The 23,050-nt window shown below is 43.1% G+C and carries 23 protein-coding genes; 2 read left to right on the top strand and 21 right to left on the bottom strand.

Features of this window, described 5'->3' with window-relative positions; translation table 11 throughout:
- Window positions 1–52 precede the first annotated feature (52 nt).
- Together VYM24_RS12775 and VYM24_RS12770 are read left to right on the top strand one after the other, a co-directional pair.
- Window positions 53–1,168 carry a lactonase family protein gene (locus VYM24_RS12775; protein ID WP_330940192.1) on the top strand — a complete coding sequence of 372 codons (1,116 nt, stop codon included), beginning with the start codon at window positions 53–55 and terminating at the stop codon, window positions 1,166–1,168.
- A 390-nt stretch (window positions 1,169–1,558) separates the two neighbouring features.
- The gene (locus tag VYM24_RS12770) at window positions 1,559–2,623 is read left to right on the top strand and encodes a DUF4831 family protein (RefSeq protein ID WP_330940191.1); all 1,065 of its coding nucleotides are present in this window, start codon (window positions 1,559–1,561) and stop codon (window positions 2,621–2,623) included.
- Here VYM24_RS12770 and VYM24_RS12765 read toward each other — a convergent pair.
- The 21 genes from VYM24_RS12765 to VYM24_RS12665 all read right to left on the bottom strand — a co-directional run bounded on the left by VYM24_RS12765 (window position 2,573) and on the right by VYM24_RS12665 (window position 22,973).
- Complete coding sequence (locus VYM24_RS12765) at window positions 2,573–2,956, bottom strand: PqqD family protein (protein WP_291550482.1); 384 nt, start codon at window positions 2,954–2,956, stop codon at window positions 2,573–2,575. The two genes, VYM24_RS12770 and VYM24_RS12765, sit on opposite strands and share 51 nt — an antisense overlap.
- A gap of 19 nt (window positions 2,957–2,975) precedes the next feature.
- The gene (locus tag VYM24_RS12760) at window positions 2,976–4,367 is read right to left on the bottom strand and encodes an MFS transporter (RefSeq protein WP_291550483.1); all 1,392 of its coding nucleotides are present in this window, start codon (window positions 4,365–4,367) and stop codon (window positions 2,976–2,978) included.
- Window positions 4,368–4,508: 141 nt separating this feature from the next.
- Window positions 4,509–4,886, bottom strand: a complete 378-nt coding sequence (secG, locus tag VYM24_RS12755) for a preprotein translocase subunit SecG (protein WP_044264763.1) — start codon at window positions 4,884–4,886, stop codon at window positions 4,509–4,511.
- 4 nt (window positions 4,887–4,890) lie between these two features.
- The gene (locus VYM24_RS12750; protein ID WP_291550485.1) at window positions 4,891–5,724 is read right to left on the bottom strand and encodes a tetratricopeptide repeat protein; all 834 of its coding nucleotides are present in this window, start codon (window positions 5,722–5,724) and stop codon (window positions 4,891–4,893) included.
- Window positions 5,725–5,732: 8 nt separating this feature from the next.
- The gene (locus tag VYM24_RS12745; protein WP_007212964.1) at window positions 5,733–6,260 is read right to left on the bottom strand and encodes an LptE family protein; all 528 of its coding nucleotides are present in this window, start codon (window positions 6,258–6,260) and stop codon (window positions 5,733–5,735) included.
- Entirely contained in the window at window positions 6,247–7,491 is a 1,245-nt protein-coding gene (locus VYM24_RS12740; protein WP_291550487.1) for a sigma-54 interaction domain-containing protein, read from the bottom strand. Before VYM24_RS12740 ends, VYM24_RS12745 begins: the two co-directional genes overlap by 14 nt.
- A 1-nt stretch (window position 7,492) precedes the next feature.
- Entirely contained in the window at window positions 7,493–8,590 is a 1,098-nt protein-coding gene (gene pdxA, locus VYM24_RS12735; RefSeq protein WP_299096788.1) for a 4-hydroxythreonine-4-phosphate dehydrogenase PdxA, read from the bottom strand.
- 166 nt (window positions 8,591–8,756) lie between these two features.
- Window positions 8,757–9,818 (bottom strand): DUF4837 family protein, encoded by a 1,062-nt coding sequence (locus VYM24_RS12730; RefSeq protein ID WP_330940190.1) that lies wholly within the window; start codon window positions 9,816–9,818, stop codon window positions 8,757–8,759.
- A 69-nt stretch (window positions 9,819–9,887) separates the two neighbouring features.
- Entirely contained in the window at window positions 9,888–10,928 is a 1,041-nt protein-coding gene (gene rlmN / locus VYM24_RS12725; protein ID WP_291550492.1) for a dual-specificity RNA methyltransferase RlmN, read from the bottom strand.
- Window positions 10,929–11,081: 153 nt separating this feature from the next.
- Window positions 11,082–13,220: a SurA N-terminal domain-containing protein gene (locus tag VYM24_RS12720; protein ID WP_330940189.1), complete on the bottom strand. Its 2,139-nt coding sequence runs from the start codon at window positions 13,218–13,220 to the stop codon at window positions 11,082–11,084.
- 120 nt (window positions 13,221–13,340) lie between these two features.
- Complete coding sequence (locus VYM24_RS12715; RefSeq protein WP_299096783.1) at window positions 13,341–14,597, bottom strand: hemolysin family protein; 1,257 nt, start codon at window positions 14,595–14,597, stop codon at window positions 13,341–13,343.
- A 3-nt stretch (window positions 14,598–14,600) separates the two neighbouring features.
- On the bottom strand, window positions 14,601–15,248 hold the full coding sequence (lptC, locus tag VYM24_RS12710; RefSeq protein WP_299096781.1) for an LPS export ABC transporter periplasmic protein LptC: 648 nt from the start codon (window positions 15,246–15,248) through the stop codon (window positions 14,601–14,603).
- 11 nt (window positions 15,249–15,259) lie between these two features.
- Window positions 15,260–16,576 (bottom strand): tetratricopeptide repeat protein, encoded by a 1,317-nt coding sequence (locus tag VYM24_RS12705; protein ID WP_291550496.1) that lies wholly within the window; start codon window positions 16,574–16,576, stop codon window positions 15,260–15,262.
- A gap of 38 nt (window positions 16,577–16,614) precedes the next feature.
- Window positions 16,615–17,877 (bottom strand): BamG family beta-barrel-assembly machinery protein, encoded by a 1,263-nt coding sequence (gene bamG / locus VYM24_RS12700; protein WP_291550497.1) that lies wholly within the window; start codon window positions 17,875–17,877, stop codon window positions 16,615–16,617.
- Window positions 17,864–18,595 carry a type III pantothenate kinase gene (locus VYM24_RS12695; RefSeq protein WP_007212952.1) on the bottom strand — a complete coding sequence of 244 codons (732 nt, stop codon included), beginning with the start codon at window positions 18,593–18,595 and terminating at the stop codon, window positions 17,864–17,866. The genes bamG and VYM24_RS12695 overlap by 14 nt, the downstream gene beginning before the upstream one ends.
- A 121-nt stretch (window positions 18,596–18,716) precedes the next feature.
- Entirely contained in the window at window positions 18,717–19,181 is a 465-nt protein-coding gene (ndk, locus tag VYM24_RS12690; RefSeq protein ID WP_330940188.1) for a nucleoside-diphosphate kinase, read from the bottom strand.
- A 589-nt stretch (window positions 19,182–19,770) separates the two neighbouring features.
- A complete protein-coding gene (locus tag VYM24_RS12685) occupies window positions 19,771–21,030 on the bottom strand; it encodes an RHS repeat-associated core domain-containing protein (protein WP_330940187.1) in 1,260 nt (419 codons plus the stop codon).
- Between the two features lie 64 nt (window positions 21,031–21,094).
- A complete protein-coding gene (locus tag VYM24_RS12680) occupies window positions 21,095–21,499 on the bottom strand; it encodes an RHS repeat domain-containing protein (RefSeq protein ID WP_330940186.1) in 405 nt (134 codons plus the stop codon).
- Between the two features lie 108 nt (window positions 21,500–21,607).
- Entirely contained in the window at window positions 21,608–22,273 is a 666-nt protein-coding gene (locus tag VYM24_RS12675; protein WP_330940185.1) for a SpvB/TcaC N-terminal domain-containing protein, read from the bottom strand.
- Between the two features lie 99 nt (window positions 22,274–22,372).
- Entirely contained in the window at window positions 22,373–22,474 is a 102-nt protein-coding gene (locus VYM24_RS12670) for a smalltalk protein (RefSeq protein WP_425286603.1), read from the bottom strand.
- Between the two features lie 55 nt (window positions 22,475–22,529).
- Window positions 22,530–22,973, bottom strand: coding sequence for an N-acetylmuramoyl-L-alanine amidase (locus tag VYM24_RS12665; protein ID WP_291550505.1), 444 nt, complete (start codon window positions 22,971–22,973; stop codon window positions 22,530–22,532).
- Between the last annotated feature and the right edge of the window lie 77 nt (window positions 22,974–23,050).

Here is a 23,050-nt window from a genome sequence, read left to right as displayed (position 1 = left end):
TCATTCTTCATTCCTCATTCTTCATTCTTCATCAAATAAAAATTATAGTATCATGAGAAAACTTCTTTTCTGTATGCTTGGATTAGCAATGACAGCCTGCGCACCCCGCAAAGCGGGAAACGTAAACAACGGAAGTGACGAACTCGCCATGCTGGTAGGTACGTACACCGATGGAAACAGCAAAGGTATTTACACCTTCCGCTTCAACCAGGAAACGGGACTTGCCACCTCACTCAGTTCCATCGAAGTGCTCAACCCATCTTATCTCATTCCTTCGGAAAATGGAAAGTTTGTTTATGCCGTCAGCGAAATGAACGACGCAACAGCAGCTCTCAATGCTTTCTCCTTCGATAAAGAAACAGGGAAACTCAGTTTGTTGAACCGCCAGCCCACTATGGGAGCCGATCCCTGCTACGTTGCCACCAATGGAAAAGAAGTACTCACAGCCAACTATAGCGGAGGTAGCATGTCTATCTTCCCGCTGAAAAAGAACGGTTCATTAGAGCCTGTCGATACGCTTTTTGAAGGCAGTACCGGCGGACCGGACACTGAAAGACAGGCAACACCCCACGTACATTGCACTGTCTTCTCTCCGGATGGAAAATATATCTTTGCCACTGACTTCAGTGCCGACCGCATCCTGCGCTTTGTCATACATCCGAAGAGCATTATCCCCCACCCTTCTGCCGAAGCCATTGACGTAGATCCTAACTCTGGTCCACGTCATCTCACCTTCAGCCCGAACGGCAAGTACGCGTATCTTATCAGCGAATTATCCGGTAATATCACCGCTTTCAGCTACATGGATGGCAAACTGGAAAAGATACAGACCATTGCAGCCGACACACTCCGTGCACGTGGCAGTGCCGATATACATCTCAGTCCCGACGGGAAATACCTGTATGCCAGCAATCGCCTGAAAGGTGACGGTCTTGCTATCTTCGAAGTAAATCCGGAAACCGGTATGTTGGCAAAGGTAGGCTATCAGTTGACGGGGATTCATCCGCGTAACTTTATTATCACCCCGAACGGGAAATATCTGTTGGCCGCCTGCCGCGACAGTCATGTCATTCAGGTATTCCAACGAGATCCCGTAACAGGTCTGTTATCAGATACGCATCAAGACATCAGTATTGATAAACCTGTTTGCATCCAATTCGTAAAATAACCGGGTAAAAGCTTGACTTCCGGTTTTTAATTTCGTATATTTGTCATCGTAATCCTGATTTAGATTCGGGAGCACAGATAGTAACAGGGAAAAGCATTTGCTTCTCCCTGTTTTTTTATATCCGATACCTCTTCGGGCGAAAACTATGCTTCTTTGAGGCAAATTGCATCATCTATTGAAGCAAAACATATCATCTAATGAGATAAAACATATCATCTAATGAGGTAGAACATATCATCTAATAAGATAAAACATACCATCTAATGAAGCAAAAAGCACCGATACCTCCCTCAAGTGGTCGATTCTGTTAATATTTCGTAATTCTACTCTTGACAAAAATAACTTCATTAACTTTGTCCCTTAACCGAAATCGTTTAAATAACGCGACTTATGAAGAAAAAGAATATAGTATTACTCTCAGCCCTGTTGTTCTCCGTTTCTGCCATAGCGCAAACAGAAGTGACGGCAGGTGTCATGCGTGGCAAGGATTACGGCGTAACTTACGTACTTCCAAAAACGGAAATCGAACTTACCGTACAAGCCACCAAACATACCTACACTCCCGGAGAATTCTCCAAGTATGCCGAACGCTATCTGCGGCTGAACAACGTCTCTTCCGAACCGGAAACTTATTGGACACTGGACAAGATGCAGACAGAAGTAATCGGTGTACCCGATAAAGAAAACGTATATTTCGTGAAGATGAAAGACAAAACCGTAGCCCCACTTATCGAGTTGAGTAAGGATGGTATTGTCTACTCCATCAACATGCCGCTGGGCAGCGGACAACGTAAAACAACTCCGAACATTCAACCCAAAGTTACAGGTAACACTCCGAACGTCAATCCGCGGGACTTCCTCACAGAAGAAATCCTGATGTCAAACTCAACGGCTAAAATGGCGGAACTGGTAGCCAAAGAAATCTACAGTATCCGTGAAAGTAAGAATGCTCTGTTGCGTGGTGAAGCAGACAATATGCCCAAAGACGGGGCACAGTTGAAGCTCATGCTGGACAACCTGACTTTACAGGAACGTGCCATGACGGAAATGTTTGCAGGTAAAGTGACCACAGAAGAGAAGATATACACCATTCGCATCGTCCCCAAAGAGATGAAGCATGAAGTTGCCTTCCGCTTCTCTAAGAAACTGGGCATCGTAGCCAACAATGACTTGGCAGGTGAACCGGTCTACATTACAATAGCCGATCTTAAAAGCATTAATATCCCCGAAGCCGATCCCAAGAAACAAGTGGATGGCATTGCCTACAATGTACCGGGCAGAGCACGTGTAACATTAGACTATCACAATGAGGAACTGTATAATGCAGAAATTCCTGTTACGCAATTCGGTGTAGTAGAATACCTCGCCCCTGTCCTGTTCAACAAGAATTCTGTGATAAAAGTATTATTCGATACCAGCACGGGAGCTTTGGTTAAAGTAGACAGAGGAGAGTAATTTTATAAATCCATCTTTCCGTAGTTGCATCACATAGATTGTGACCCGCGAAGCGTAATTCTCATCAGGATGGAAGTGATCGGCAAGCAGTGAGACAATCTCCCGCACCGTACGCCGTCCGTCTATCAGACGCCACACGGCACTGCCGTGTTCTTCAAGGCGGACATGAATATCAGGAGACATACTCTTCGGCAGTAAAAGTCTGCGCATCCATTCATACTTGAACCGGGGATAGGAGATTACAGCGTAATCTCCTTCCCATTCGGTCTGGATGTGGCCGCAACGAACCGGAATAGCATCCAGCAGACTGACTTTTCCTTCAGGTGTTTCCATATCCATGAGTTGTTTTTACTTATCCTTGAATATTAGGTTCCTCCAGTTGATAGCCATACTTCTTATCTGCTCTCTTCAACATAAAGGCTACCACAAGAGATAAACAGGCAATGCCGGTAAAGATGCACATCGGTATCGTATAATCGTACAGATTTGTTCCATCTGCCTTCTTGCCTACGATACAATAGACATCAAGTACTTTACCAATCAGCGTAGGAATCCCCCACAAACCAATATTCTGGATGAAGAAGATCAATGCATAAGCTGTACCCAACTGGCTCACCGGGAATATCTTGGCAACTGCAGGCCACATAGCAGACGGCACCAAAGAGAAAGCAATACCCAGAATAATCATCAAACCAATAGCTACCAACCAATAGTTAATGGCAGGAATAGCATAAATAAAGTGCACACCTATCAGCATGGCAGCTCCCAATATCATAATAGAAGCCGACTTACCACGCTTATCTATAAATCCGCCGAATATAGGAGTCAGGATCAGTGCTCCCAACGCCGGTAGTCCGGCAAAAGTTCCTGCTACGTTTTCATTGATACCATATTTGATAATCATCAGTTCGGAAGCAAACTTCTGGAAAGGGAATACACAAGAGTAGAACAATACGCACAGCAAAGCTATCAACCAAAAGCCCGGATTAACGAGGATATTCTTCACATCCTTAAAGGAGAATTTCTCTTCCTCCCCCTCGGTACCTGCCGCTATGGCTGCCGCTTCCATCTGTTTGTCCAGCTTCTTATCCATCACTGAGAAGATAAAGAAAGCAACCAAACCGCCCAACAGCAAAATCAAACCTACCAATACCGGAGTCGTAATGCCGAAAGCACGCGCCAAAGGAATGGCCACTGCATAACCTGCTTGCGAACCTATACGTGCCAATGCTACCTGCACGCCCATAGCCGTAGCCAACTCTTTACCTCTAAACCATTTGGCTATAATTTTAGAGACTGTGATACCTGCAACTTCCGCACCTACACCGAAAATAGAATAACCGGCAAACGCGACAAATACCCCGGCTTTATAACCGAAAATCTCATTAAGACCGAAGATCTGCGCATCCGGACCGGCAAGTCCTGTCATGGCATAATACTCAAGTGCCGTACCTCCCACCATCAGGATGGTTGACAATTTACCGGTAAAACGGATTCCAAAACGGTCGAGAATTAATCCTCCCCAGATCAACATCAGGAAGAATACATTCAGAAAACTGTATCCACCCGTGAAGAATCCAAAATCACTACTTGTCCAGGCAAGCTCCGACTCCAACATCGTTTTCAGCGGTGCTACCACGTCGTTTACATAGTAAGCTGCCATCATCGTAAAGGCAACAATCACCAATGCTCCCCAGCGGGTAGCCTTAGAGTCATTCATTTTAAGTTTTAATTGTTCTGTCATTGTACTATATTAGATTAATTATTAATCAGATTGCATAATCCCGACAAAGGTAATTAAATCTGGCATAAAAAGAAAAGAGGCTGACACCTTTTCGGCGTCAACCTCTCTCTTATTTCTTTTGCGGTTCATCCGCGCATAGCTTTAGTTAGCTGAATCTTCAGCGGCCGGAGCAGTAGTTGCGGGAGCTGCGGGAGCTTCTGTCTGCGGAGCAGCTGTACCAGTAGGCATGTTGTACGGATTGGTTTTCTCTTCTTTCTGTGCCTGTTCCAGAATCACATCACCGCCTTTACCGGAAGAAGAGGGAACAACATAGGCAGTAGCAATACTCATTACGACCATAAATCCTGCCAGGAACCATGTTCCTTTTTCCAAAAAGTCAGTAGTCTTACGTACGCCCATAATCTGATTGGAAGAAGAAAAGCCGGATGCTAAACCGCCTCCTTTGGAATTTTGAATCAATACAATGAAGCACATCAACAAGGATGCAACCACCATTAAGATAACTAAGAATAAGTACATTTTGTTATTTTGATTTAGCGTTAATAATCAATTTCTCCAAAAATCTGATTTGGTCTGCAAAGTAAGCATTTTTTTTTGGATAATTCAAACTTAATTTTTTAATAATTTCAAGAGCCTTGTCATATCGGCGCTGTTTGATATAGATTTTAGCCAAAGTTTCGGTAAAACAGCTATCATCCTGCTCTGTTCCCTCTACTGCCGACCGGAGAGTTTCATCGGCAACAACCGCCGTTTCCTCTTCTACCTCATCCGTTTCTTCTTCAATCAACGGTAATAAAAGCGGGTTGTCTTCTTTGGGTAACTTCAGGCTGATACCTTCCTCCGTTTCACTTTGACGAATGAAACCATCTATCAGATCCTGCCCACGCAATTTCGGTACTTCTGTCGGGATAGTTGACGAGGTATCTGTTTCGTTCGTTTCTTCATCATCCCGTATCAGGTAAGCGGTATAATCCATTGCATAATCCAATTCCGTTATCTGTGAATGTTCTTCCGGAACAGTGGCAAGGAAAGCGTCTATTAACGAAAGGGTACGGTCAATACTCGGCTCTTTTTCCAACTCCTTTCCCACAGCATGTGCGGAAGTATGAGGATGGAGTGCATAGCGGTCACCTTCAATCAGATAAAACAATACACGACGGTCTGATACATACAATACCGCTTTACGCAATTCTGCACCGAAGTTGATATCGTGCAGCACATAGAGATTCTTGAGATAGAGCAATCGCAGGGACTGAAAATAAGGATAACGGGCTACTAGCGTACGAAGTTCGTACAAGGTATCCCGGTTCAACGCCTCGGGATGCTGTATCCATTGTTGCAAATGTACAGGCGTCATTCCTTTTATTACCAGTTAGCTACGGTTGCGTTAAAGATTTGTTCTGTTATGTCTTTCACCATCAGGCTTATCAATTCATCTTGCACTTCAGTCAGCAGCTTAGAAGAATCATAAGTTTGGAAAGCCGAGAATTGCTGATCTGTGAAATCATCCTTATGATCCGTATTATTCACAAAAGTAACTTTCACAGTCAAAGTAACTTTTACCTTTGAAGAATATCCACTGGCATCCACCGCTTCGTTATATTGATTATAACCGGTAATCTCACCATCAATTTCAAGATCGGCGTTACTATTGACCAGTGACAAACGTGTCTGACGCATGAACAAGTCTTTCAGGCTCTGGTTAAATTCAGTAGCCAACGGGGCATATACATACTCTGCACGATTTTGAAAATCCGCTATCGAAATAGTTTTTACTTTAGAGTAGTCAATCGAACTGATCGGGGCAAGTCCTATCTTAATGCTACACGAATTTACTACCAGTAAGATACTCAACAACAAAGCTGTCGAGGCTATTTTTTTAATCCAATCCATATTCTTTAATCTTTCTGTATAAGGTACGCTCGGAAATATTCAGATCCTTTGCCGCACTCTTGCGTTTACCATGATGTTTTTCCAAGGCTTTCCGTATCATTTCTTTCTCCACCTCATCCAGCGAGAGAGACTCTTCTACATACTCCTCCGTGTCCTGTATATCTTCATCAATGTTGTGGGACGGCTTTATGGAAGGATGAATAATGGTAGGCACGCTCGGAGAAACAGGAGTCACTACGGCAGGCGGTTGGGCATAATAAGTAGCAGGCACAGCCGGAGCGGCAGTTTTTCCACGTTCGGTCATAATCTCATGTACCAGTTTTTTCAGCTCCGTCACATCCTGACGCATATCGAAAAGAACCTGATATAAGATTTCCCGTTCACTCTCAAAGCTCTTGGTTTCTTTGACGCCGAACAAAGCGGGCAGCCGCTGCATCGTATTCTGTTCCGGCAAATATCCTTTCAATATAGAAGCATTGATTTCACGATTGGTTTCAATGATGGAAATCTGTTCCGTTATATTCTTCAATTGCCGCACATTGCCGGGCCACGAGTAGGAAATCAATAGCTGCTTGGCATCTTCCGTCAACTGGATGGCAGGCATACGATATTTCTCGGCGAAATCCGAAGCAAACTTACGGAATAATAGAAATGCATCCTCTCCACGCTCACGCAAAGGGGGGATCTGGATAGGCACAGTGTTCAGACGGTAATACAAGTCTTCACGGAAACGTCCTTCGGAAATAGCCTGCGTCAAGTTTACATTGGTAGCTGCCACAATGCGTACATTGGTCTTCTGCACTTTGGATGAACCGACTTTTATGAACTCTCCGCTTTCCAGCACACGGAGCAGGCGTGCTTGCGTAGGTAAAGGCAACTCTCCCACTTCATCCAGGAAAATCGTTCCACCATCCGCCTCACCAAAATATCCTTTCCGCTCACCGATGGCACCGGTGAAAGCCCCTTTCTCATGACCGAACAATTCCGAGTCAATAGTTCCTTCGGGAATGGCACCACAGTTCACCGCAATATACTGACCATGCTTACGCCGACTGTACTGGTGAATGATCTGGGGAAAACTTTCCTTACCCACACCACTTTCTCCGGTTATCAGTACAGACAGATCGGTAGGCGCCACCTGTATAGCAACGTCTATCGCACGCATCAATGCTTCATTGTTGCCAATGATGCCGAATCGTAACTTTACTTGTTGTATTTCCGCTTTCGTCATTCTACAAATCTTCTTCCACACTATCGAGTTTCAGCTTATCGCTGTCATCACGCTTTTCGTAATATTGTTTTCGTAAGGGGTTGGCATGTGCTGCTTTATCACGCAGGCGATTACGGAACACGTCGATAGCCACATAAATAGCCTGACGGAAAGAGTCTTCACTCGCCAAACCTTTTCCTGCAATATCGTATGCAGTGCCATGAGCCGGTGAAGTACGTATCACAGGCAATCCGGCAGTATAATTCACACCTTCGTCCATCGCCAGTGCTTTGAACGGTGCCAGCCCCTGATCGTGGTACATGGCAAGCACACCGTCAAAATGAGTGAAATTGCCTGAGCCCATAAATCCGTCAGCCGGATACGGTCCATAGCACAAGATGCCTTTGGCAGACATCTCTTTCAATGCCGGAATGATAATTTCTTCTTCTTCTTTTCCCAGCAGACCTTCATCTCCCGCATGCGGATTCAGAGAAAGTACGGCAATGCGCGGTGCATCGATAGCGAAGTCCTGCTTCAACGACTGGTTGAAGATAGCCAGTTTCTCCTCTATCAGTTCCTTCGTTACAGTCGAAGCAATCTGGCTGACAGGAATATGGCCGGTAACCAATGCCACCCGGAAATCATCTTTCATCAGAATCATCAATGACTTAGCACCATTGCCCAGTCTCTCTTCTATATATTCCGTATGACCGGGAAATGCAAAAGTTTCCGACTGAATGGTATGCTTGTTGATGGGAGCTGTGACAATCACGTCAATCAATCCCTCTTTATATTCCTTGATAGCTCTTTCCAATGCACCGAGTGCAGCCTTTCCGGCTTCAGGATCTGCCTTTGAGAATTCTACTTTCACTTCATCATCCGTACAGTTCACTACACTCAAACGGTTGTAAGCCGCTTCCGCAGCAGAGTTCACGATACTGAAGTTTGTCGGCAAATCAAGTGACTTGCGATGATAAGCTGCCACCTTAGGGGAGCCATAAATAACAGGTGTACACAGTTCCAGCATAACGGGGTCAGAGAATGCTTTCAGAATAACTTCATAACCCACACCGTTTATGTCTCCTTGTGTAATGCCGACTTTTATTTTATTATCTTCCATTTTTCAATATATATATCATTTTAGATAAGAATGTGCCAGAAGTTCCAACAATAAATCTTCATCCGCAGATTGCGCGGATAACGCAGATTGGGATTAAAACAAATCTGTACAATCCGCGTAATCTGCGGATGAAAGTTATCTCTTTAATTCGTATACATTCTCAATATTATTTTCCTTGATCAGTAGCCTTACTCTGCTCTTTCGTCACGCCCAAAGGAATCTCAGCTCCTGTCTGTTTATCACCCGGCACTCTCAAAGTGTAAAGAGAGGCTTCCATCTGGCGTATCAGATTACGTTTCAACTTATCAGGTGAATAGATAAAGGCTTCCACAACAATAATACGTTGGTTCACCGAATCCAAGCGCATGTGCGAAACAAATGGACCACCCATAAAATCCCCTTTCATACGCCACAGGCCACGAGCTTCCAGCGCATACTCTCCTTGTACATTAAGAGGACGAACATCGGTCATTAAGGAGTCAGTTGCCATATACATGCCTTCCTTCGCTCCCGGGATGTTAGCCTTCATGACAGAGTCACGCATCTGCACAAAATATTCCTTGGTAAATGTATTCTTATCTTTGTACGGGAAAGAGTAAATGACAAAGTTCTGGTCGCCGGTAGCCGCATTCGTACCAGCCCAGAAGAAATTCTCTCCCTGCTTGGTAGAAGAAAGTTCAGCAGGCACCCAAATATCACAATCAAACATACTCTTTACTTTTGTCGTCACATAATCATTATGCTTCTTTTCCAAGAACGTAATCTGTCGGTTCATTTCCGCACGGGTAAAGAAATCAATAATAGTCTGTTTGTTTTCCGTCACAAACTGCTCGAAAGAAGCTTCATCAGGAGCCTGTATAGTCAGGATAGTTTGCGGAGCCGCATACACATCCTTCGCATATTTAAACTTAGGCTGGGTATAAATATCCTGTACATCAGCGATAATAATGTTACGAATCAACTTTAACGTAGCATCATAGTTGGCAGGAGAAGTGTACATCATACGGAAAGAACGTTCGGACTGGGGAAGCCCCGGTACATCCGTATCAAGTACATCATAAAGCGCCCTACCAGCAGGACGTTCCCACATAGCGGGATCAACCACTACCAGGATTTCATACGCACGACCACTTGAAGTCGCACCAAACACGCCTTTCTTACCGCCACTACATGCGGAAAGGGCAATTGCTACAATAGTCAGACTTAAATAAAACAGCTGCTTTCTCATATACTTACCAGTTAATGTTTTTACAAAACTACGAAGAATACGTATATCATCCGAGCCAAAGTTAATAATTTATATTAATTCTTGTTTATTCTCTTCCTGTTTGGCAGTGGAAAGCATGCCGCAAGCGGCAAATATATCTTCACCGCGGGAAGCACGTATCGTAGTAAACAAACCGTGGGAAGTCAGGTAATCACGGAGTTTAGTCATTGTTTCCATATCCGCTCCCTCCAGGTTTACACCGGGAATGGCATGAAAGCGAATGAGGTTGATACGGCAGTCCAGTCCACGCAAGAGTTTCAACAATTCCTTAGCATAGAGCAACGAATCATTCACACCCTTAAAAACAATATATTCAAAAGATAGTCTACGCTGTTTACTAAAATCATAGTTTTTTAACAAGTCTACCATTTCAGTGATAGAGAAAGATTTCTCAGCAGGCATCAGTTCGCGACGTTGCAAGGCAACCGGAGAATGTAAACTGACAGCCAGATGACATTCCGACTCTTCTATAAAGCGCTGAAATCCTTTGCGTAAACCAACGGTAGAGAGTGTGATCCGCTTGGGGCTCCATCCATATCCATAAGAAGCAGTCATAATTTCCAAAGCTTTCAGCACCTCGTCCAGATTATCCAGAGGCTCGCCCATGCCCATCATCACCACGTTGGTCAATTTTTCCCGCTCGGGAAGAGAATTTATCTGATTGATTATCTGATTGGCAGTCAGGTTGGCACTGAAGCCTTGCTTACCCGTCATACAGAATTTACAGTTCATCTTACATCCCACCTGAGAAGATACACAAAGTGTGGCACGATCTTCATCGGGAATATAAACCGCCTCTACAAAGTTCTTATCACCTGCCCGATACAAGTATTTCACCGTACCGTCTGCGGAACGCATAGCTTCCACAGGTGCCTCCGCTCCTACTTCGTAGACATCTTTCAGGAGATCCCGATGTTTCAGCGACAAGTTGGTCATATCGTCTATAGAGTTCACTTTCTTGTCATACATCCATGAAGCAATCTGTTTGGCGGAAAACCCGGGCATTCCCAGTCTTTTCACCGCCTCCTGCAATTCAGTGAGTGTCAGTCCTAAAAGAGTTTGTTTCGGCATAATTATCTATCAATCTTTCCAGTTTATCTTTGCAAAGGTAGGAATAAAGTTGCACAAAGGCAATTGCAGGCGCAGAAAAGAGACACAGGGATAAAGAAAAAGCCGCCTGATATTCTATCAGACGGCTTTTCATATCTCAATGATCGTTATTTCTTAGAAGAACAGATAACGGCTATCTTTCACATCAGCTTTCAGATACAAGTCGTTGAGGAACTGACTTGCCATACGGGCATGCATATTCTGCAACGCAGTTTCTTCTGTTTCCTGATTGAAAGTTTCGTTCAGTTTTTCTTTTGCATACGGTTGAAGAACAAATACACCGCCATTACCCTTTATCGGAGCACTCAGTTGGTTCAGTTCAGCAATCGATGCATAAGCGCCTACCAACGGTTCGCTGGCACGCAATACCGGAACATAAGCAGGAGCTGCAAAAGTTACATGTTTTACTGAATCGCTTACTGCTTCAGGCATAGCTTTAAATTGATCGAATGAAGTAGCGCCGGCAGCCTTCATGTCAGCCATAATCTTCTCAGCCTTCTTGTCACGAAGCAGTTCAAGTCTCAGTTGGTCTTTCACCAAAGCCAGCGGACGGTAACCAGCCGGAACAATAGCAGAAACACCCACTACTAACATACGGTCACTTTCGCCACACTCATACAAACCAGATACTTCACCGGTTTTTGCAGAGAATGCCCATCTCAAAGCTTCTTTAGTACCTCTGATACCACCGATACCATGTTCAGAACTATACAAATCGTTTCTATCCAAAAGCTTATAACCAGCATCTTCAGCATTAGCTACCATTTTCTCCAGTGTCGGGTTAGAAGCGATAAACTGGCTGAATTCATTGTATGCCTTGCTGTAAGTTTCTTTGCTAAACTCTACCGGACGTTTAATAACAGCTACTTTATATTTATCTTTAACAGCCTTCTTATCCATCACCTGTACAATGATATTTGCCTGTGCCAGGTTCAGGTTGGCCATTTCGTTCTTGCCAAGAGTAGTGATTGTATTCACATACTTCAGGTTGTCACCATCCAACTGTGCACCTTCGTAGTTAGCAGAAGAAATCCAGGTAGCCTCACCGGTCTGACCATACTTCTTAGCAATTTCAGCAAAGTCTGCACCACCTTTGATGGCAGTATAGATGCTATCAGCCAAAGTTTTTGTCTTCGCAGCATCTTCAGCAGCCACCTGTATCTGACGATACTGAATAGAGTCTGCCATTGAAGCAGTAGCCAATTTCTTGAACGAGTTGATCGTATTGTCAGTCGCATTGTAGTAAGGACCATATACACCACCTACTGAAACAGAGTCCAAACGAGCAGCTACATCAGTGGGCAACGCCTTAGAAGTATAATACAAATCAATGTAAGGAACTTCAGAACCGGCAGCACGAACAAGCGTAGAATAATCGCCCGGAGTACCAGCAAGTTGTTCAGTATATTCTATCACTTCCTGTTGGATGGCATCTCTATCCTCAGGGCTTGCAGTTACCTGTACATCAATAAACTTGATGTTACGAGTTTCCACATATTGCTTGAACTGTTCTTTCTTCTTGTCATAAACAGCTTTCAGATCTGCATCTGTGATAGTCACTGTAGAATCTACGATTGAAGAATAAGGAATGGCAGCCAACAACAGATCAGACTGATCCACTCTCGCATCGAAAGCCACCTGTGCTTCTACCGGATTGGAGAAAAGAGACTTGGAAACCAAAGCCTGATATTTCTCAGCCAGACGAGTCTGAACCAATTGTTTTTCAAGGAAAGACCAGAACTTATACATAGACTGATAATATTCTGCATACTGTGCCGGCATCTGCGCTGTGTTCATCTTAGAGTAATCTACGAGGAACTTCTTCAACATATCTTTGTCGAAAGCACCAGTTTGCGGATTACGGAACGGGGTCTGCTGCAACATCGGGTGTACACCTGCATCAATGATTGACTGGAGTTCTGCTTTAGAAACTGACAAACCAAGTTTTTTTGCTTCGTTTTCAATCAACTTATTGTTAACGTAGTTTCTCCAAACTTCATCTTTAATCTGATTGTTTTCTTCATCTGTGAGTGCACTTGTTCCTCTGGAAAATTTCACAACTTCAGTATATTCTTCTACCAAGCTCTGATAATCCTGAGCGGAAAGTGACTCTCCGTTAACCTCTCCTACATCATGTGACTGGTGTGGCTGCAATACCTTCCACGCGTCTCCCGCAATGAAAGCGAACAGCGCCAAACCAATAACAATCACCAATAAGGGTCCTTTAGACCGAATGTTTTGTAATGTTGCCATTTTAGTTAATATGATTTATTTGTTTATTATATTTTCTCCAAACTTCATTTTAGCGCACGAAGATACAAAAAATGCTAATACGCATCTATTTATTCTTTAAAAAATTACGCCATTCTGTTATTATTCCACCACTTTAAGACGTACCAACTCTATTTTAGTGGCTGTAACCTTAATAATTTTGAACTGGAATTTATCAATCGCCACTACTTCATGCAATTTCGGGAAACTCTGATAACGGTTCAGGATCAATCCACCCACCGTCATATAATCATCTTCTTCCGGCAGATCCAGATCAAATGTCTCATTAACTTTTTCTATTTCCAAACGACCGGAAAGCACATATTCGTCTTCGCTAATCTGTTTGCATACATACGAAGTATTATCATGTTCATCCTCAATATCACCGAATATTTCTTCTACCAAGTCCTCCAGTGAAACGATGCCGGACGTACCGCCAAACTCATCCACCACTACAGCAATCGTTTTCTTTTGCTGCATGAAGAGTTTCATCAGTTTATGCGCTGCCATGGTTTCGGGCACAATGGGTACTTCTTTTACATTATTCCGCCAGTCGGCAGGGTTGCGGAACATTTCGGACGAATGGATATACCCTACCACATTATCTATATTGCCGTCATACACTATAATCTTGGAGATGCCAGACTCAACAAAAAGACTTTTCAAATCTTCCAGAGTGGCAGTCAGGTCAACGGCTACAATTTCCGTACGGGGTACGATGCAATCGCGTATTTTAATACTGGAGAAGTCGAGCGCATTCTGAAATATCTTCACCTCGGCATCCAGTTCTTCTTCATCTTCGGCATTATCGATACTGGACTGAACAAAATAATCCAGATCTACTTTTCCAAAAGCCTTGTCCGAAGCTTCTTTATTGATCTTCATCCCGAACAGACGCAAAAAAAGATAAGATAATCCGGAAGCCAGCTGAGACACCGGATACAAAACGATATAACAAATCAGTAGCGGAAAAGCGCATACTTTTAATACAAGATTGGGGTTAATCTTGAATAAGGTTTTAGGAAGGAATTCACCTGTTACCAGGATAATAAGCGTAGAAATGACTGTCTGCAACAACACTTCCACAAAATCATTGGAGATCAAATCGCCCAGGAGATGGACCTTGATAACTTGCGCCATGAGGATACCATAAATAACCAGCGCAATATTATTACCTACCAGCATGGTAGATATGAAGTTATTGGAATTACGGAAGAAATAAGAAAGAATGCGTGACGTCAATCCCTCCTTACGTTCCATTTCAAAACGTAGTTTGTCTACGGAAACAAAAGCAATCTCCATACCCGAAAAGAAAGCGGAGAAAGCCATAGTAATCAATAAATAAATATAGGTATCCATAATTTACGGTTTGATACTATCTTTCGGCATACTGTCTGTTTGCACGCTGTCTGCAGGAGCTGTGGCATCATCATCTACATAAAAGATGCCCTCCGGTTTTCTTATTGTATAAACGGTCATTTGTTCGTTAGAGTCGAAACCACGACCAGTAATGATCCTGTCCGGTTGTTCAATACGGATAAACTGGTCAGAATAGATCGTATGTTTATTCTGATCCCAATACAATAGGTCTGTATCAAACTTCTCACCTTTAAGATTTTGAATATGCACATTACTCATCAGTTTCCACAACTTTTGCTTTTCATAATAATATGCCGTATCCGACTTTATACTTGCATCTACATTGAATACAGAATCAAACTTTTCCAGATAGACACCTTTTTCAAAAGCCCAGTAAGGCGGATTCTTCCGGTCAAAGACCAGCCACTCCTCCGTATTGATTCGATAGCGGGTGACGCCGGAATCAGAGATTAAAGTCATCACTCCTTTCGTATCCATCACAGGCAATGAATCACGCTCGGTTATGGCAGCTCCCATATCCTTATGCCGTCCGGAACAGGCGGAAAATAAAAGAAGCATAACCACTGCCCCAAAGGCAATGGTTATGCTCAAACTTCTACAAAATAGAACGTTACTTCGTTGTGGTAACATATTTATATTTATTATCGAACCGTTGTGCTTTCACCGATCCAACCACCTACTGTAACACGGTCACCGGCTTTGATACCCAACATAAAGAGATCTTCAGCCTTCGGTGTATAACGTGCATACGTTGAAATCAATTCGTTTGCTTTATCCGCTACAGTGGGATCCACAGCTTTAGCACGTTGCAATTTATCAATAACAACAAAATATGTACACTTGTTCATGGCGGGCTCATCATTCCAATTCGGGCTGGAGGCATAAAGTTGTGCAAGCAAGATATAAGCATCACCATAGTTTTCTTTGAAACTGATAGCTTTTTGCAAATAACCTCTGGCTTGTGAAAGTTTCTTCACATTGAATAATGTGGCAGCAACAGCATAAGCAATCTGAGCTTTCTTTTCATTATCACTCTCCAAATTCAGTGCTTCATCAAAGTATTTGATTGCCGTGTCAAAGTCACCTTTCTTATATGCCATATATCCACATCCGGTAGCGGCATCAGCAGTCGGGTCAATCTTATACATATAATAAGAAGCTTGGAAGTATGCTTCGCTTTCCGTACACTTCATCATTTTCAAGATAGAGATAGCTTTCTTCAGGTAAGTAGAGTCAGATTGGTTTGCTTCAACTTTAGGACCATAAATTTCCTGCAAAGATTCACAATCAGCGGTACCACTATTAATGAACATTGCTACAAGATTATCCTTTACTTGTTGCAAAGCGGCTTTCTTTTTCGCGTCATCTTCTGCGGCGATAGCAGCATCGGCGTATTCGGAATCAGTCAGATAATCCTGAATAAATTGCTCTTTATGACTAGGATCACCTTTCAATTTATTCAAAGACATATCCAGGAAATAATGGAGGATAGGACCTTTAGAGCCACCCTTTTCAGCTTCCAGAGATTCTTTCAACCAAGCATAAGCTTGATTTACATCTATATTGGGAGCATAAGCAATGTAATTGATGGCTTTATTACCCAAAACCTCAGCCACAGAAGGAGTACCTTTCAGATGCATAAAATCCGGAGTATATTTCATTCTCAAGTCAAAAACCTCCATCAACTCATCAAAATACTTTTTGTAATCAGCAGAATTACGGTCCTTTATATCATTCAAGAAGGATGATAATATTTTAATACCATCCGTGTATGTATAATACCGCAACGTAGGGCAATCCTTCAGAACTTCTTTCCACGGCAAATAAGCATCTTTAAAATTATTAGCTCTTACCGCTTCATGAGAAATACTACTGTTCTTGTTACAATCTTCCTGTGCCAGGACACTGGTTACTCCACCCGAAAGGAGCAAGACAGCTACAAGCGTTTTAATCTTCATTGTATTTAAATTTTAGTTGTTATATTGTCTATTCTTCACTATTCAACTTTACGCTTCCAGAACCAACGTTCATTGAATGTCACGCCAATGCAAAGACGCAATGTATTCTCGTTCAAGAATTTGCTTTCCGTGCCTTGCGTTCTCACATACTGTGCCGAGACACTCAATACGGAACGGCTACGTGGAAGAGGCAAACCGAAACCGGCAGTTACTCCATACTCATTTGCGGCACGTACGCCATCTATTTTATAATAAGGTTTAGAATAATAAGCTCCCAAACGATATTTGATGTGTGAAAGATAACTTCTACCCATCATGTTAGGAATATATTCCGCACCTAAAGCAACTTTCACTTTATTACAGAACGCATCCGGGTCATTCATGAATGTCACGCTGTTCCATTTCTGGAACATCACATCCGCACCCACTGTCAGACGGTCATCGTACACATACGTCACACCTGCGCCCAGCGTCATAGGAATACCCATTGTCAGTATAGTGTCCTTCTGCGTTGTAGTATATCCAGTTGTGCTATTTCCCAGCTGAGTTTGTACATACGCATCATTTCCCAAGTTATGTCCCGGTGAGAAAACGACTCCTAAAGTAGCCGCATGTTTCTTACCGAATTGCTGTGTATACTGCGCTCCAAAGTCTAGTTTATAACTCGTAACCTCCATCCCGGTAAGCGTCGTCAACGGCATGATGTTTGAGTTAGATGTAAATGACTGTTGCCGCGTATGTGTTATATCTCCCCAAAGATACGAAATATTCGCACCAACGGAAAGATTTTTAATAATTTTAAAACCTGCGCCTATATAAAGTTGATGCAACCCTCCTTCACCGGAATAAGTTGTACTGGCTGAGGAAGTCGGAATTTCAGTATTTTCCTGATAGTTACCCATTTTATATCCCACATTGGAATAAGGTAACAATCCTATACTCATAGCGCCTTTTTTTGACAGACGGAACTGCATCGTAATGTAGTCAAAACTTGAGTTCTTGGCATTCATCTTCACTACTCCATCACTGAAGTTGGTGTTTTGCATAGAAATACCTCCGTCGAACATGAAAGTTAACGAATCGACCGCCGTATAAGATGCCGGATTCGCGAAATTGGTCTGATATTTGTCACGTAAACCATAAGCAATGCCACCCATTGCCTTACTGTTACCTGACCCATGGTCTGCCAGTTGTCCGTATCCGTATCGTGTATAGGGAGAATTTGTATTATTTTGAGCGACCGTCGCTCCAGATAATATCGTGAGCAAAAGCACCAAAAGTGTTTGTCTAAATCTTGTCATTATTATAGTTTAAAATTCGATTTAATCCTTTCAACACTAAAAATCTGTCTGCAAAGATGATACTTTTTAAGTTTGTATCAAAAGAAAAATCATCCCCGCCCGTTAAAAAAACCAAAAGTTCAGGATATTTATGTTTCATAGCCACTATGTAACCAGAAATCTCATATTCCATACCTTTCAAAACTCCCGCACGGATGGCAGTTTCAGTATCTTTTCCCATCGGGAGTTCACGCCCTTCGCGTTGCACCAGCGGCAAGCGTCCGGTAAACTGGTGAAGCGCCCGAAAACGCATCTGCATACCCGGGGAAATATTTCCACCATGATAGCGTCCTTCGGCATCCACAAATTCGTACGTAATGCACGTGCCGGCATCTATCACCAGTATGTCTTTTCCGGGAAATTGCTCATTGGCAGCCACCACGGCAGCCATACGATCATACCCCAGCGTCCGGGGCGTTTCATATAGATTCACTACCGGGAGTGGAGTCGTTTCATTCAGCCAAAGCACAGGTATGGGAAGTAATGCCAATTGTGCCAGCACCTGCTCGCTCAAATCGATGACAGTAGCGACAATTGCTTTTTCGAAGTGATATTTACTATAGATGTCCGACAGATGCTCCAAATTCCGATTAGAGTCATACGCCACTTCCAATAGTGAAACACCATCAAAGACAGCTACTTTTGCCACCGTATTTCCTATATCAATAACCAGGTTCACTGAATGAAGATTAATTTTCCGGGCACAAAGATACTACTTTAATTGAATTTGAAAGCTGTAGTCGACATTTTCCTTACTACATCAGCGTAGTTTATCGCAAACTTATTTTTCTTTTTCCTCACTAATACTCGTCATTAGCATACAAGAAGTCGAATGTAGCCTGCTTATAGTCAAATATTTCTTCCGGTTTAAAAAATCTTTTCAATTCCACTTCAGCCGCTTCGGGTGAGTCGGATGCATGAACGATATTTTCCTGGAAGCTCATACTGTAATCTCCGCGGATGGTTCCGGGAGCCGCCTTCCTGCCATTGGTAGGGCCAGTCAAAACTCTCACCGCTTCAATGGCATCTACCCCTTCAAAACAACACACGATAACCGGACAGGCCATCATCGAATCCTTCACGCGCTGAAAGAAGGGCTTCGCACTTAAATGGCCGTAATGCTCACTGAGCACTTCATCCGTCAGCTGAACCATTTTCATTCCGGCCAGACGCAAGCCTTTACGTTCGAATCTGTTCGTAATCTCACCTACCAAGCCTCTTTGGAGGGTACATGGTTTCAAAATAACCAGTGTTTTTTCCATCATAATAGTCGGTTCTTTTTAAAGTTATATATAAAGGTATCCTTTTCAATAATTCTTCCAAAAATACTATTTTTCTTGGGAATAGCATTCTATTGAAGTCTTTTTTATGTAAAATTATTGGATGATGAACACAAATGTGAGCATATAAACGAACAGGGACAAACAATCAAAAGAATATATTTTAAGCTCCGTCAATAAATAATCCCTGCCTCTACTGATATTTTACAGTAAGAGACAGGGATTATAAATTTAGTAAGGGTTAGGAAAGCCTAATATTCAGTGACAGCCGGATGACATATCCGACTGGACGAACGGTGGAAGACTTTTACTCGAAACGCTTCGGCACATTCATAAGCTGCTTCTTTGCATCCCAGAAATTGGGCTTACTCTCTTTGTCAAACCAATTAGCACCATTTTCTAACCATTCTGTCCTGTACTCTTTGATAGAAGAAAGATCAAAATCTTCATTTCCAAATTCAACCCCACAACATGGACATATCTCATATGTAGGAGATTGTCCATCATTCCCCCAAGGCTTATATATATAGCCCACATATTCTACAATAATGTTCCTCTTTCATTATTATCTATTTTATTGATTAAACCAATATTCCAGACCTCTTGTAGGTTTGAATAGTGTTTTAGGGATACCATCCGCATTCATCACACCAAAAGTATTAGTGAAGGGATTATATCTTAAAATACCCCCATTAGCCCTTACTTTAGTAAATGTTCCTTTAGGTGGGTTATGTAAGAAATCTTTCGCTCCTTCAACATATTGTTTTGCATTTTTAAATTGCGAAAAATCTTTTGAATGTTTTATCCAATGATTATAGGCGTTCTTTACTCCACTTAAACTTTTTGTTGTACTCCAAATTTTCTTAGAATTCTTCCACAACGAAGCCCACTTGAACGCGCTAAATCCAGGTAAAGGAGGCTCTCCGGTAATCAAGTACTCATTGTCTTCAACAGGACGATAGGAAGATTGGCTCAGCTTTATCTGTTTCCCATAAATCACCACTTCCCCATTCTCAACCCTGCCATAAGAAGTGTAGAGCGTAGAAGTCTGATCGTTGCAGGTCAAAGCTTTTTCACCATACTTGTCATAAGCCGCAAGGAAGTCCTTGTCCGACATCTGATACCAGCCCTGAAAGTTATAGCCGCCTATCCCTTTATTATCGTTGTAGTACTTCCAAAGATCATAGATGACATTCGGATCACTCGTACTCCAATAATCTTCTCCCGTAAGGTCGACACCATTCATCGGATCACCACCACAGTAAGTATAAGGATACGTACTAAGATAACTCCCCGCCTGAGGATCAATGCTGACAAACAGACCTGTCCGAGAATCATAAAGACGGGCATTCATGTGGATAAGCCCCATTTCATCTATATGCTCGTGACCCGTATATCCGCGGGTAGTGATACTGCTGGCTGAAGCAAGCTCCGCATTATTCAGAACAACTCCCGTCAACGGGTCACGACGATTGCCCCAGGCATCATACGAAAACTTCTGAACAATACCTTCACCTGTATAAAGACACATCAAAGAACCCAGACGATCAGTCGTCACCCCATAGCAAGTCTTCTTGCCGCCCACTGTACGAACCAGAGCAACCAAACGTCCATCGGCAAAGATATAATCTAAATCCATAACCGCACCATTTCCGGTGTTAATATTTCGCTCAAAATCATCAAAATAATAACGTCTACCTGCCGCAAACGGAAGGGTGGAAGAAGAAACTGTTAGCACACTGTAATCTCGCTGATTATTGGCATCATACTCGTAAGTACGGGTATAACCACCTTGAACAATGGTACAAGGAGGATTATTCTTATAATAACTCAACTATTGGTCAACGGGAGCATATTCTACCATCAGGTCTATTTTCGCTAAAGGAGAGCCAGGTGCATTATGTGGAAGTCAAGCATCCACCTGCATCATAATCAAAAGTCTCGGTCAGTCTGTTACCACCAAACCTTTCAATGCGCTGTGTTAGCAAGCCACCCTGATTATACTGATAACCAAAATCTATCAGAGAATTAGATATGGATTTATACCTTCCCATTTGGTCATAAGTATAAGTAATTTGTCCACCTCCACAATTCATATCATCGGAAAGCAAGCCCTGATCGTTGTAACTCATCGCTTCCCACAACCGGGTGTTAGTGGCGTTATCGGTGATGGATATCAAATTATAAGAAGCATCGTAAGCAAGCTTCTGCACAAGCCCCGACGGGCTGGTATAGGTGAACAAACGTCCCTTGTCGTCATAGGCATAACCTTTAGTGAGAGTCCGATCCTTGATGGTCTTCACCTCTTTCTGCAATAAGCCGGCAGCAGTGTAAGTATAAACAGATCCATGTCCGGTGGTGCCGCTACTTGCCAGTTGTCCCTTTCATTTCTTTGGCAAGCTCCGGTCCCTTCATATATCTCCATAGAACAGCCGGGTACCATCTTTTTGACGCACTTCAAAGTATTGGCATAAATCTCCCAATGCACTGTAATGATTTTCTATACGGGAGAAATCATCCACTTCTTTCAGATACAGAGAAGTTTTGGGATCCTTAATCAGACGCAGGCCATCCAATTCAAAAAAATACTCATTGGGAATTAAAGGCAACACGGCACTGTTTGAACCATCATAAAAGTTCCGTTTCCCACACCTTGTGATCGAAGAGATACATGACAATTTCATGCCATACCCCAGGATGCCCTCACCTGTCAGACTGTTATAAACTATATTCAGCTCAGGAGTCATCCCCGCCTGTCCTTGAAGCAACGACAGAGGGATAGTAAAAGCAGAAGAGCCGTTGGAATTCACATTGAAAGTATAGGGTATGTTTCCCACCGGCCGACTTTCATCAAGCGCATAATTACCGGGAGTGGCATACACGAGATTTCCGATACTGCCGGAATTCACAGCAGAGCGTTCTGCGCCCCAAGCAGGGGTAAACGGACCGCTTTGCGTTTGTGTGCGTGATACACGATTTCCCGCACCATCATACGTATAATTTATATTTTGTGATGCCGCAGCAGCAGACATCAAAAATAAAGCGATAAAGAAAGATATCAATTTGTTTTTCATCATTTCTTGGTTTTAATGAATATTCTAAGAAAAAAAAGAGGCTCACCCTGTCCGAAATATCCAATAAGACAAACAGAGGAGCCTCGGGCTATAAGATGCATTTTACGGTGTCATCGCATTAACTCCCAGCACTCCGGCTATTGTTGTCAGTACTGCCATAGCCACCTTCAAGACCATACTCCAAACGGATTTCTTGATTGCCATTATAAAAACACCTCCTTTCCGGTAATTTGAAAAATGATAGTTGAAAATTGAAAAATCAGAGTTCACGGCTCACTTCAAAGCACGGACACTCCTTCATCCACTCCGCAGGTTCCACCACGCCGTCGCCATTCCTATCCGGGCTAAGGTCACGATGCCCGCAGACGCGCACATCGCCCTGGAAGCGGCGCAGCAACTGATGTACCAGCAGGCGCAGGACACTACGCTGTTCCGGCGTACGGGTATCCTTCGGCCTGCCTTCAGCGTCCAGTCCGCCTTCATAGCAGATGCCGACGCTGTGAGCATTCATCCCCTTGACATGCGCCCCCACAAGGGCGAGGGGACGGGTATTCACCACCGTACCGTCACAGCGGATGTAGTAGTGGTAACCGATATCCCGGAAACCACGACGGAGGTGCTCTGCACGAAGGGCTTCCACCGAAAAAGGACGATCTTCACGGGTGGCGCTACAATGCACCACGATATAGTTTATCTTTCTCACGATAAATTGCTGTTTAAATAATAAATGATAAATAGCCGCGCAGCCTTTAATTTTTAATTCTTAATTTTTAATTTCCG

This window comes from Bacteroides sp. MSB163, assembly GCF_036416795.1.
Taxonomy (GTDB): domain Bacteria; phylum Bacteroidota; class Bacteroidia; order Bacteroidales; family Bacteroidaceae; genus Bacteroides; species Bacteroides maternus.
Note: the sequence above shows the minus strand (reverse complement) of the source record. Positions and strands in the feature narration are given on the sequence as shown.

Excerpts from the sequence above, each read along its gene's own strand:
- VYM24_RS12775 (WP_330940192.1), top strand. The coding sequence starts at position 53 with ATGAGAAAACTTCTTTTCTGTATGCTTGGATTAGCAATGACAGCCTGC.
- VYM24_RS12770 (WP_330940191.1), top strand. The coding sequence starts at position 1,559 with ATGAAGAAAAAGAATATAGTATTACTCTCAGCCCTGTTGTTCTCCGTT.
- VYM24_RS12765 (WP_291550482.1), bottom strand. The coding sequence starts at position 2,956 with ATGGAAACACCTGAAGGAAAAGTCAGTCTGCTGGATGCTATTCCGGTT.
- VYM24_RS12760 (WP_291550483.1), bottom strand. The coding sequence starts at position 4,367 with ATGACAGAACAATTAAAACTTAAAATGAATGACTCTAAGGCTACCCGC.
- secG (WP_044264763.1), bottom strand. The coding sequence starts at position 4,886 with ATGTACTTATTCTTAGTTATCTTAATGGTGGTTGCATCCTTGTTGATG.
- VYM24_RS12750 (WP_291550485.1), bottom strand. The coding sequence starts at position 5,724 with ATGACGCCTGTACATTTGCAACAATGGATACAGCATCCCGAGGCGTTG.
- VYM24_RS12745 (WP_007212964.1), bottom strand. The coding sequence starts at position 6,260 with ATGGATTGGATTAAAAAAATAGCCTCGACAGCTTTGTTGTTGAGTATC.
- VYM24_RS12740 (WP_291550487.1), bottom strand. The coding sequence starts at position 7,491 with ATGACGAAAGCGGAAATACAACAAGTAAAGTTACGATTCGGCATCATT.
- pdxA (WP_299096788.1), bottom strand. The coding sequence starts at position 8,590 with ATGGAAGATAATAAAATAAAAGTCGGCATTACACAAGGAGACATAAAC.
- VYM24_RS12730 (WP_330940190.1), bottom strand. The coding sequence starts at position 9,818 with ATGAGAAAGCAGCTGTTTTATTTAAGTCTGACTATTGTAGCAATTGCC.
- rlmN (WP_291550492.1), bottom strand. The coding sequence starts at position 10,928 with ATGCCGAAACAAACTCTTTTAGGACTGACACTCACTGAATTGCAGGAG.
- VYM24_RS12720 (WP_330940189.1), bottom strand. The coding sequence starts at position 13,220 with ATGGCAACATTACAAAACATTCGGTCTAAAGGACCCTTATTGGTGATT.
- VYM24_RS12715 (WP_299096783.1), bottom strand. The coding sequence starts at position 14,597 with ATGGATACCTATATTTATTTATTGATTACTATGGCTTTCTCCGCTTTC.
- lptC (WP_299096781.1), bottom strand. The coding sequence starts at position 15,248 with ATGTTACCACAACGAAGTAACGTTCTATTTTGTAGAAGTTTGAGCATA.
- VYM24_RS12705 (WP_291550496.1), bottom strand. The coding sequence starts at position 16,576 with ATGAAGATTAAAACGCTTGTAGCTGTCTTGCTCCTTTCGGGTGGAGTA.
- bamG (WP_291550497.1), bottom strand. The coding sequence starts at position 17,877 with ATGACAAGATTTAGACAAACACTTTTGGTGCTTTTGCTCACGATATTA.
- ndk (WP_330940188.1), bottom strand. The coding sequence starts at position 19,181 with ATGATGGAAAAAACACTGGTTATTTTGAAACCATGTACCCTCCAAAGA.
- VYM24_RS12675 (WP_330940185.1), bottom strand. The coding sequence starts at position 22,273 with ATGATGAAAAACAAATTGATATCTTTCTTTATCGCTTTATTTTTGATG.
- VYM24_RS12670 (WP_425286603.1), bottom strand. The coding sequence starts at position 22,474 with ATGGCAATCAAGAAATCCGTTTGGAGTATGGTCTTGAAGGTGGCTATG.